Below are 316 nucleotides of genomic sequence, written 5' to 3'. Positions count from 1 at the left end.
CCGCCGCAGTTGTAGAAGGTCACGTCCCAGTGGTTGCCCTCGTCGGCGTAGACGTTGCCGGCGCCGGACTTCCACTGCGGGGCTCCGTCGCCGCGCAGCCCGATGTAGGTGAACGTGTTCTTGATGTAGTTCCCGACGCAGGTGTACTTGGCGAAGTCGAGCTTGTAGCCGTTCCAGTGCGAGTACGTGCCGCTCGCGTGCCCGGTCTCGGTGCCGCCGGTGATGTTGAGGGCGCAGCCGCTGGCGCTCTTGAGGGTCTGGGCGCCCTGGGCGGTGGCGAGGTTGAGCTGCTCGAAGGACGTGCAGGTGGAGTTGT

The 316-nt window shown here is 66.1% G+C and carries 1 pseudogene; it reads right to left on the bottom strand.

Going from position 1 to position 316, the window contains the following annotated elements:
• Positions 1 to 316 (bottom strand): annotated as a pseudogene (locus tag OO54_RS41065) (hypothetical protein); the annotation flags it as partial.

It is taken from the genome of Streptomyces wedmorensis (assembly GCF_000716445.1).
Taxonomy (GTDB): Bacteria; Actinomycetota; Actinomycetes; order Streptomycetales; family Streptomycetaceae; genus Streptomyces; species Streptomyces wedmorensis.
The sequence above is the reverse complement of the archived record's forward strand: the minus strand, read 5'-3'. Positions and strand labels throughout refer to the sequence as shown.